The organism is Elstera litoralis (genome assembly GCF_000963705.1).
Taxonomy (GTDB): domain Bacteria; phylum Pseudomonadota; class Alphaproteobacteria; order Elsterales; family Elsteraceae; genus Elstera; species Elstera litoralis.
Genome location: NZ_LAJY01000062.1, coordinates 1 through 8,957, shown reverse-complemented (window position 1 = coordinate 8,957; position 8,957 = coordinate 1). Strand labels below are relative to the sequence as shown.

Annotated in this window: 8 protein-coding genes and 1 pseudogene; 3 read left to right on the top strand and 6 right to left on the bottom strand. The window is 63.0% G+C overall.

Translation table 11 applies throughout. The annotated features are described in order from the left end of the window. Nucleotides 1–135 precede the first annotated feature (135 nt). Entirely contained in the window at nt 136–498 is a 363-nt protein-coding gene (locus VZ95_RS03385; RefSeq protein WP_045774627.1) for a helix-turn-helix domain-containing protein, read from the top strand. A gap of 7 nt (nt 499–505) precedes the next feature. Here VZ95_RS03385 and ptsP read toward each other — a convergent pair. From ptsP to VZ95_RS03370, 3 genes and pseudogenes are all read right to left on the bottom strand, one after another. Beyond that, nucleotides 506–2,646, bottom strand: a pseudogene (gene ptsP / locus VZ95_RS03380) (phosphoenolpyruvate--protein phosphotransferase). Nucleotides 2,647–2,776: 130 nt separating this feature from the next. Further along, nucleotides 2,777–3,835: an NAD(P)H-dependent flavin oxidoreductase gene (locus VZ95_RS03375; protein ID WP_045774626.1), complete on the bottom strand. Its 1,059-nt coding sequence runs from the start codon at nt 3,833–3,835 to the stop codon at nt 2,777–2,779. A gap of 18 nt (nt 3,836–3,853) precedes the next feature. Then, nucleotides 3,854–5,077 (bottom strand): aspartate kinase, encoded by a 1,224-nt coding sequence (locus VZ95_RS03370; RefSeq protein ID WP_045774625.1) that lies wholly within the window; start codon nt 5,075–5,077, stop codon nt 3,854–3,856. Between the two features lie 157 nt (nt 5,078–5,234). Here VZ95_RS03370 and ubiG point away from each other — a divergent pair, with 157 nt between their 5' ends. Together ubiG and VZ95_RS03360 are read left to right on the top strand one after the other, a co-directional pair. After that, nucleotides 5,235–6,011: a bifunctional 2-polyprenyl-6-hydroxyphenol methylase/3-demethylubiquinol 3-O-methyltransferase UbiG gene (gene ubiG / locus VZ95_RS03365; protein ID WP_045774624.1), complete on the top strand. Its 777-nt coding sequence runs from the start codon at nt 5,235–5,237 to the stop codon at nt 6,009–6,011. 27 nt (nt 6,012–6,038) lie between these two features. After that, nucleotides 6,039–6,248 (top strand): hypothetical protein, encoded by a 210-nt coding sequence (locus VZ95_RS03360; RefSeq protein WP_045774623.1) that lies wholly within the window; start codon nt 6,039–6,041, stop codon nt 6,246–6,248. Between the two features lie 186 nt (nt 6,249–6,434). On the opposite strand, the gene VZ95_RS03355 is transcribed toward VZ95_RS03360, so the two are convergent. The 3 genes from VZ95_RS03355 to VZ95_RS03345 form a co-directional block, all read right to left on the bottom strand. Next, nucleotides 6,435–7,688: a glycosyltransferase family 4 protein gene (locus tag VZ95_RS03355; RefSeq protein WP_045774622.1), complete on the bottom strand. Its 1,254-nt coding sequence runs from the start codon at nt 7,686–7,688 to the stop codon at nt 6,435–6,437. Nucleotides 7,689–7,693: 5 nt separating this feature from the next. Next, a complete protein-coding gene (gene galE, locus VZ95_RS03350; RefSeq protein WP_045774621.1) occupies nt 7,694–8,677 on the bottom strand; it encodes a UDP-glucose 4-epimerase GalE in 984 nt (327 codons plus the stop codon). Next, a partial coding sequence (locus tag VZ95_RS03345) for a glycosyltransferase (RefSeq protein ID WP_045774620.1) occupies nt 8,674–8,957 on the bottom strand: 284 nt, incomplete at its 5' end. The genes VZ95_RS03345 and galE, both read right to left, overlap by 4 nt.

Here is an 8,957-nt window from a genome sequence, read left to right as displayed (position 1 = left end):
AATCTGACGAAAGGCCAAACGTGAAGGCTACTGTATCAGCAGCCAGCGGGCGCGGGGAGTTTTTTACGTATTGTTCATCCGTTTTGCAGGAACCCATCAAGAGTATGATAAGATCGACGTAAGGACGATATGAGCATGCTGCACCCTATCAAAACCCCCGAACAGCATCGGGCGGCGCTTGACCGCATTGGCCTGCTGATGTTGGCCGAGGCCGATACGCCCGAGGTGGATGAGCTTGAGGCTCTCGCTATTCTTGTGCAGCATTATGAACGCGAGGCTTTTCCCATCGATCCGCCGACGCCGCTTGAGGCCATCGAGTTTCGCATGGAGCAAATGGGCTATCGTCAAACCGATCTAACCCGCCTGCTGGGTAGCCGAAGCCGCGCGTCCGAAATTCTTTCCGGCAATATCAATAGATTATCGATCACGATGATCCGGAAATTGCATAAGGAATGGCATATTCCGGCGGATGCGTTGATTCGGGAACCCGCACCGTAAGGGAGCCTTACAGAACAATCCCCCGGTCGCGGGCATAGCCGCGCAGCGTGCCGCGCAGGGTGGCGACCGGATGGTGCATGATTTGATCGAGCAGCGGGCGCAACTGCCGAGCATCCAGTGAGCGCGTCATCATTTTTACCGGGCCGATGGCGGCAGCGGTCATCGAGAGGGCACGGAAGCCGAGGCCGATCAGCATCATCGCTTCCAATGGCCGCCCGGCCATTTCGCCGCACAGGGTGATGGGGACGGAGGCGGCGCGGGCCTTGCGCACCAGATCGTCGAAGAACGCCAGTACGCCGGGGTTCAGCGTATCATAGCGGTCGGACAGGCGCGGGCTGCCGCGATCCCAGGCGAAGAGGAACTGCAAGAGATCATTGGAGCCGACCGAGAGGAAATCGACGCGCGCCAGCAGTTGCGGCATCTGCACATCAGGCTTGGCACTTCCAGCATCGCGCCGACCTTGATGCGCTCCGGCATCACCTCGCCTCGGTCTTCGGCGCGGGTCAGTTCTTCATCCAGCAGCGCGCGGGCGCGCAAATATTCCTCGACGGTTGCAACCATCGGGAACATCACGCGCAACTCGCGCTCGGCGGCGGCCCGAATGAGGGCACGCAACTGCTGGCGCAGCATGATTGGGCGGTCGAGCCCGATGCGGATAGCGCGCCAGCCCATCGCCGGATTCTCATCCTCACCCGCGTCGAAATAGGGCAGGGCCTTATCGCCGCCAATATCGAGGGTGCGGAAGGTCACGGGGCGCGTGTCGGCGGCCTCCAGCACTTTCCGGTAAATATCGGTTTGGGTGGCGACATTCGGGTAGGAGGAGCGGACCATGAAGGGAATTTCGGTGCGGTAGAGCCCGATCCCATCGGCGCCGGTTTCCTCCAGATGCGAGAGATCGATCAGCAGCCCCGCGTTCAGCATCAGCGCGACCGACTGGCCGTCGCGCGTCATCGCCGGAAGATGGCGGGTGGCGGCATAGCGTAGTTTCAAATCGGCCTGGGCTTGCATTGAGACGCGCACCGCATCCAGCACGTCTTGCCCCGGACGGATGAAAACCTGGCCGTTATCCCCATCCAAGACCACTTGATCGCCGGTTTCAACGCGGTCGAGCACGTCGGAGACGCGGCCCAGAACCGGAATATCGAGCGCTCGCGCGACGATGGAAACATGGGAGGTGGCCGAACCTTCCTCCAGCACCAGCCCCTTCAGCTTGCTGCGGTCGTAATCCAGCAGTTCCGCCGGCCCCATCGCGCGGGCGAAAACAATCGCATCCAGCGGCATTTCCGACGTATCGAGTACCGCCCCCGACAGATGGGTGAGCAGGCGGCCCGTGAGGTCTTCAAGGTCCAGCAGCCGTTCGCGCAGGTAAGGGTCGGTCACTTCGCGCATGCGGGCGCGCATATCGTTCTGGACCTTTTGCACCCCGGCTTCTGCCGTAAGCCCGGTATTGATCGCCTCGCGGATGCGCCCGAGCCAGCCCCGGTCTTGGGCGAACATCCGGTAGCTTTCCATCACGTCCTGCAATTCGCCGCTCGCCATCACGTCCGAGCCGGTGAGGAGGGTGTCGAGCTGGGTGTGCATATCGGAGACGGCGGCTTTCAGGCGCTCCAGCTCTTCCGCCGGGTTTTCCGCCACCATTTGCCGAATGGTCACGCGCGGCGAATGCAGTAGGGCCGTGCCGATGGCGAGCCCGGCATTCAACCGCAAGCCATCCAAGCGGCGCGGTGCAATGGCGGTGGCATCGGCCATAATCGCTTCGGACGGGTTGACCAGATCGCCCGAGGCAATCAGTTCGGCCAGCACCATCGCCACGGTTTCGAGCGTTTCCAGCTCTTCTTCCGTATAGAGCCGCTGCGCCTTGTTTTGGACCGCCAGAACCCCGGCGACGCGCCCGCCGCGCATGATCGGTACGCCCATTAGCGAGCGGAATAGATCTTCGCCGGTCTCGGGGCGGTAGGAGAAGTTCGGGTGCGCCCAGGCGTCCGACGCGGCAATGGCGCGCGCATGGGCGGCAATATCGCCGATCAAGCCTTCGCCCACCCGCATGCGGGTTTTATGCACCGCGTCCGGGTTCAAGCCTTCGGTGGCGAAGAGCTCCAGCACTTCACCCGCGCGCATAATGTAGACCGAGCAAACCTCGGCCACCATGTCCGAGGCGATGAGGCGGACGGTTTGATTCAACCGCTCTTCCGCCGCCGTCCCCGCCGCCATTAAATCCCGCAGACGCCGCAACAGGCGGCGCGCCCCACTCCAGCCAGGGGATGGGGGCGTCTGCATGCTAACCTCCCAACGCGCGGGACAGCGACCGCGCCCGCAAGGCGGCATCGGCCTGATCGATCAACTCGGCAATAATCTCGGCAGTGGCCTGTTCTTTATTGACGAAGCCAACGCTTTGCCCGGCCATCAGCGAGCCGTTTTCAACGTCGCCCTCGACCACGGCGCGGCGTAAAGCCCCGGCCCAGAAATGCTCGATATCGAGCTGCGCTTGTTTCTGATCCAATCGCCCGGCATCGACCTCGCCAATCACTTGGCGCTGGCGCTCCTGAAACGCCCGCGTCGCGTGATTGATGAGCGCGCGCACGGGAATGACCGGAAAGCGCGGGTCGAGTTGAACCGAGGGTTGCGCTTCCCGCGCGGTTGCGCGCAGGAAGGCTTTTTTGAAATTGGGATGGGCGACGCTTTCGGTGGCGCACACAAACCGCGTGCCGAGTTGCACCCCCGCCGCGCCCATTTCCAGATAGGCCAGCATCGCCTCGCCGCGCCCGATGCCGCCCGCGACGAAAACCGGAACCTCCCGGACTACCGGCAAAATCTCTTGTGCCAGGACTGAGGTTGAGACCGCGCCGATATGGCCGCCCGCCTCCGAGCCTTCGATAATGAGCGCATCGACCCCGCCGCGCACCAGCTTGCGGGCCAGCGCGTAGGTGGGACCGAAGGCTATCGCTTTGGCCCCGCCGTCCTTGATCTGCCGGATCGTTTCGCTCGGTGGAATGCCGCCCGCCAGCACGATATGCGATACGCCCTCTTCCAAACAAACCGCCGCCAGCGCCGATAGTTGCGGGTGCATAATAATGAGGTTAACGCCGAAGGGCTTGCCCGTCAGCGCTTTGGTGGCGCGAATTTCGGCGCGCAGCATTTCCGGCGGCATCGAGCCGGACGCGAGGATGCCGAAGCCCCCCGCTTCCGAGATCGCCGACACCAAGGTACGTTCCGAAACCCAGGTCATCGCCCCACCGAGAATGGCGGTTGGCGTGCCCAAAAAGGTGCAGCCGTCCGCCCACAGCGCCGACAGCGCTGGCGAAGGATCGCGGAAAAGAGAGGCGAGACCGTCCTGCATTAAACCAACCGTACCTTGTTACGCAGTCGCATCAAGCCCAAACACCGTATGCAGAGCCCGCAGCGCCAATTCCGTATATTCCTCGGCAATCAGGACCGAGACTTTAATTTCCGAGGTGGTGATGACCTGGATGTTGATGTTCTTCGCCGCCAGGGTTTCGAACATTTTCAACGCCACGCCAGCATGGCTGCGCATGCCGACCCCGACCACCGATACTTTAGCCACAGCCGGATCCGGAATAAGCTGGGAATATTCAATGGTTTCCTTGGCATCGCGCAGAACTTGCAGCGCGCGTTCCAAATCGGCCCGGCCAATCGTAAACGTCAGATCGGTGGTTTTACCGTCGGCGGAGACATTCTGAACGATCATATCGACGTTCACGGCGGCGTCGGCGAGCGGGCCGAAAATAGCAGCCGCCACGCCGGGCCGGTCGGCCACTTTGGCGAGGGTGATTTTGGCTTCGTCCCGGCTATAGGCAATACCGCTGACCAGATGTTGTTCCACGATCTCGTCCTCATCCACAACTAAGGTTCCGGGCACATCGGCAAAGCTGGACAGCACTTGCACCCGCACCCGATGTTTCATCGCCATTTCAACCGAGCGCGGTTGCAGAACCTTAGCGCCCAGCGAGGCCATTTCGAACATTTCTTCGTAGCTGATCTTATCGAGCTTCCGGGCTTTCGTCACGATCCGGGGATCGGTCGTGTAAACCCCATCCACATCGGTATAGATATCGCAGCGGTCGGCCTTGATCGCCGCCGCAATGCCGACCGCCGACGTGTCCGACCCGCCGCGCCCGAGCGTCGTAATCCGCCCGTCCGGGCTGACGCCCTGGAAGCCCGCGATCACGGCGACTTCGCCCAGATCGAAGGCGGCATTCAGATTATCGCCGGGAATATCGGTAATGCGGGCCTTGCCGTGGACATCGTCGGTATAGATCGGGATCTGCCAGCCAAGCCAGGAGCGCGCGGGCACGCCGATTTCTTGTAGGGCGAGGGCGGTCAGACCGGCGGTCACTTGCTCGCCCGACGCCACGACGGCATCATATTCCTTGGTATCGTGCAGCTTGGAGATGCCGTTGACCCAGGCGACGAGCTGGTTCGTGGTTCCAGCCATCGCTGAGACGACGACGGCGACTTGATTGCCCGCGTCCACCTCGCGCTTCACGCGCTGGGCCACATTGCGAATCCGGTCGAGATCGGCCACCGACGTGCCGCCGAACTTCATGACGATACGGGCCATAGTGGCCTGCTTCCTTTCTTCTTTGAGGGCCGACGCGCCCGCCCCCGCGACCTCGGATGAGAAACCTGGGGGAAGGGTTGCCAGCGCTTGGGCCGCTATTCATACTCTTTGGAATCGGCAAGGCCAAGCGCTGACCCCGCATCGTCAAGAGGAATCTATGGCTCATCCCCAAACCGCGCCCGCGCCCGGCCCCCTATCGCCCCCCGTCTCCAGTATCGACGCGCGCGAAGTGGCGCAATTCGCCGCCCTCGCCGAAACCTGGTGGGACCCGGAAGGGCCAATGCGCCCGCTGCACGCACTGAACCCGGTGCGGGTGGGCTATATTCGCGACTGTGCCTTGGCCCGTTTCGGTGGCGAAACGAACTCTTTGCGGCCGTTTTTGGGCAAACAGGTGCTGGATATCGGCTGCGGCGGCGGGCTCGTCGCCGAGCCGTTGGCGCGCTTGGGTGGGCAGGTGACCGCCATCGATGCCGCCGCCGAAAGCATCGCCATCGCCCGCACCCATGCGGAAGCGGCAGGGCTGAAAATCGATTATCGCACGGCGACGGCGGAAGCGCTGTTGGCCGAAGGTAAACACTTCGATATCGTAACGGCGCTTGAGATCGTGGAGCATGTTGCCGATCCGGCGGCGTTTCTCGCCACCTGCGCCGCCCTCGTCGCCCCCGGTGGTTTGTTGATCCTTTCCACCCTCAATCGCACGCCCCAGGCCTTTGGGCTCGCGATTGTTGGCGCGGAATATCTGCTACGCCTGCTGCCGCGCGGAACGCATTCCTGGCGCAAATTCCGCAAGCCCTCGGAACTGGCGGGGCCGTTGCGCGCCTCGGGCCTTGCGGTGACGGACGTGACCGGCCTCGCCTTCAGCCCCCTCAGCGGGGAATGGTCGCGGTCCCCGTCGCTTGCCGTGAACTATATTCTCTGCGCCGCGCGCCCCTAACCCTCACAAAGAATAAGGAGGCCCTCGATGCCCCGTTTCGAAATCGCCGTCTATAATGCCGAAGTCGCCAACATCGTCAGCCGGGGCGAGCATCATAAGCGCTACGACGATGGTTGGGCCGAAACCCGCTATGTGGAAATCAACGCCCCCAGCCTGAACGAAGCGCATTTGCGCGCCCAGTCGAAATACCCGACCAGCGCGGGTTTCATCGTGCAGAGCGTGACGCCGGTCGAATAGTCGCCTGAGGGGTGCGAGGGGCGCTGCCCCTCCCCCGTCCAAGGGCGACGGCCCTTGGAGAACCCGATTCCTGGGTTCAATATCCGGATAAATCGACAAAAATTAAGGTTTCCGGAAAAGGGATTCTCAAGGGGCAAGCCCCTTGAGCCGGGGGTGTCGGGGGCAGCGCCCCTGACATTGTTTTCGTTAACCGATCCCCAGCACCCCATCCAGCACCGGCCCCAGCCGGTCGCGGTAATGGCCCCAGGTGAAACCAAGGGCACGGACGCGGGCGGCGCGGCCCAGGGCACCGCGCAGATCGGCGTCGTTTTTCAGGGTCAGGATTGCTTCGGCAATCGCCTCCACCGAGCGGATCGGCACGATTTTGCCTTCGATGCCGTCGCGGACCATCGAGCCGGAATTGAGCGTGGTAATCACCGGCAGGCCCGTGGCCATGCCCTCGAAGATCGCCAACGCCGAGCCCTCGTGCAGGCTGGGATAGACGAAAGCATCCGCCGACTGAAACAGCTTTTCAACCTCGTGGTGCGGCACATTGCGGACGTGACGATACCAGCCCTCATAGGGGGTCAAGCCGCGCCCTTCGCCGACGAGACCGCCGACGAGCACCAGTTCAATCGAGCGGTCGCCGATCTGCTTTACCGCTTCCAGAACATACTTCAGCCCCTTGCGCTGGCTGATTTGGCCGACGTAGAGCAGGCGGAAAATGCCGTCGTCGCGCACAGTCTCGGGCGGTTTGAAGCGGTCGACGCGCACGCCGAAGGGCTGCAAGTGAATGCGCTCCGGCGCAACGCCGACCTCGATCAAGGTTTGGGTGACATAGTCCGAGGGTGACAGGATCGCATCGGCCATCCGCGCTTCGGCAAGGCATTGCTCGATTTCCGATTGCGGCGCGCCCGCGTGCAGCGAATCGGCCCAATCGGGGTGAAGCGCCGCCTCCTCGCGCAAAATCCGGTCGCCGACGGCGAGATGCCCGATCATCTGGTTCAGGACCGTCAGCGTACCGTTCTGCTTGGCGGCCTCGAAACTGCGGATGGCCGAGGTGTCGTGGCCAATGAACAGGCGCGGCTTTTCCCGGCGAATCCGCCCGGCAATCGCGCTGTCGATATATCGGTTCCGCCACGCCATCACCGCCTTCGGCACCGCCGGTCGGTGGTTGGCGAGGCGGGCCGCCGCGACATAGGCGAGTTCGGGGATGGGATGCACCAGCACCCGGCGCGCGTCGATGCTGGGGAAACTGCGGCGCTTCAACTCGCGCTCGATCTTACCGCGATAGCTTTCGGGCACCCGCGCCAGCAGCCGCGCCCAAATTCCCTGCGGATCATAATAAAAGCCGGTCTCGAAGCGCGAATCGAACCCCAGCGCTTCCACCGCCGCCACCATTTCGTAAATGAAATGGGCGGCCCCCGGATGGCCGATCAGAACCGGCGTTTGCGCGCGCATCCCGCTCACCGATTATGCTGGCGGCGCGCCCAGGTGGCGGCGGTACGAACGATGGTTTCGATATCCGAATGTTTGGGAACCCAGCCCAGCACGTCTTTGGCTTTCTCGGCGAGCGCCACCAAGCTCGGCGGATCGCCGGGGCGGCGCGGGCCGAACTGGTGCGGCACCGGCACGCCCAGCACCGTTTCAATCGCCGTCAGAATCTCCCGGATCGAAAAGCCGGTGCCGGAGCCGAGGTTGATGGCGGTCGTCGCGCCGCCGTTTTCCAGATAAGTCAGCGCGCGCACATGGGCGTCGGCCAGATCGGCGACATGGATATAGTCGCGGATACAGGTGCCATCCGGCGTTGGGTAATCATTGCCGAAGACCTGCAAGGCCGGGCCGAGGCCGAGCGCCGCATCGATGGCGAGCGGTAGCAGATGGGTTTCTGGGTCGTGGTTTTCGCCCAACTCCCCCTCGGGATCGGCCCCGGAGGCGTTGAAGTAGCGCAACGCCACCGAGCGCAGGGGGGAGGCCGCGCCAACATCCTGCAACATCTGCTCGACCATCCGTTTCGAGCGGCCATAGGGGTTGATCGGCGCTTGCGGCGTGTCCTCGTCGATGGGCAACCGCTGCGGCACGCCGTAAGTGGCGCAGGTGGAGGAGAAAACCAGCTTATCGATCCCGGCGGCCAGCGCGGCTTCGATCAACGTCAGCGCCCCTGTTGTATTATTGCGATAATAAAGCGCCGGATCGGTCACGCTTTCCCCAACATAGGCGAGGGCGGCGAAATGCAAAATGGCGATGGGCTGATGCTCGGCCAGCGCTGCATCCAAGGTTGCCCGGTCGCCAATATCGCCCACCACCAGCGGGCCATACCGCACGGCATCCTTGAACCCGCGCGCCAGCGAATCGTAAGTCACGGGCAGATAACCCGCCTGGACCAGCGCTTTACACGTATGGCTGCCGATATACCCCGCGCCGCCCGTCACCAAAACCTTCCGCGTCATGGCCTAATCTCCACGCCCGTTACCTCGCGCAGGGCGCGGCACAGGCCGTCAATATCCTGATCGAAGCTCCATTGATTGATCCGGTCGAGACTAGCTTGCCCCATCGCGGCCAGCCGTTCGGGATCGACCAAACAGTCGCGTAAAGAGGCCGAGAGCGCCTTATCGTTACCGAAGGGGTAGATATGGCCGTTAAGACCGGGAACAATCAAATCCGGGGCGGCACCGATGCGGTCGGAACAGACAATCGCGCGGCCCGCATTCATCGCCTCATTCACGACGA

Bases quoted from the DNA above. Each gene is read 5' to 3' on its own strand.
- VZ95_RS03385 (WP_045774627.1), top strand. From the start codon at position 136: ATGCTGCACCCTATCAAAACCCCCGAACAGCATCGGGCGGCGCTTGAC.
- VZ95_RS03375 (WP_045774626.1), bottom strand. From the start codon at position 3,835: ATGCAGGACGGTCTCGCCTCTCTTTTCCGCGATCCTTCGCCAGCGCTG.
- VZ95_RS03370 (WP_045774625.1), bottom strand. From the start codon at position 5,077: ATGGCCCGTATCGTCATGAAGTTCGGCGGCACGTCGGTGGCCGATCTC.
- ubiG (WP_045774624.1), top strand. From the start codon at position 5,235: ATGGCTCATCCCCAAACCGCGCCCGCGCCCGGCCCCCTATCGCCCCCC.
- VZ95_RS03360 (WP_045774623.1), top strand. From the start codon at position 6,039: ATGCCCCGTTTCGAAATCGCCGTCTATAATGCCGAAGTCGCCAACATC.
- VZ95_RS03355 (WP_045774622.1), bottom strand. From the start codon at position 7,688: ATGCGCGCGCAAACGCCGGTTCTGATCGGCCATCCGGGGGCCGCCCAT.
- galE (WP_045774621.1), bottom strand. From the start codon at position 8,677: ATGACGCGGAAGGTTTTGGTGACGGGCGGCGCGGGGTATATCGGCAGC.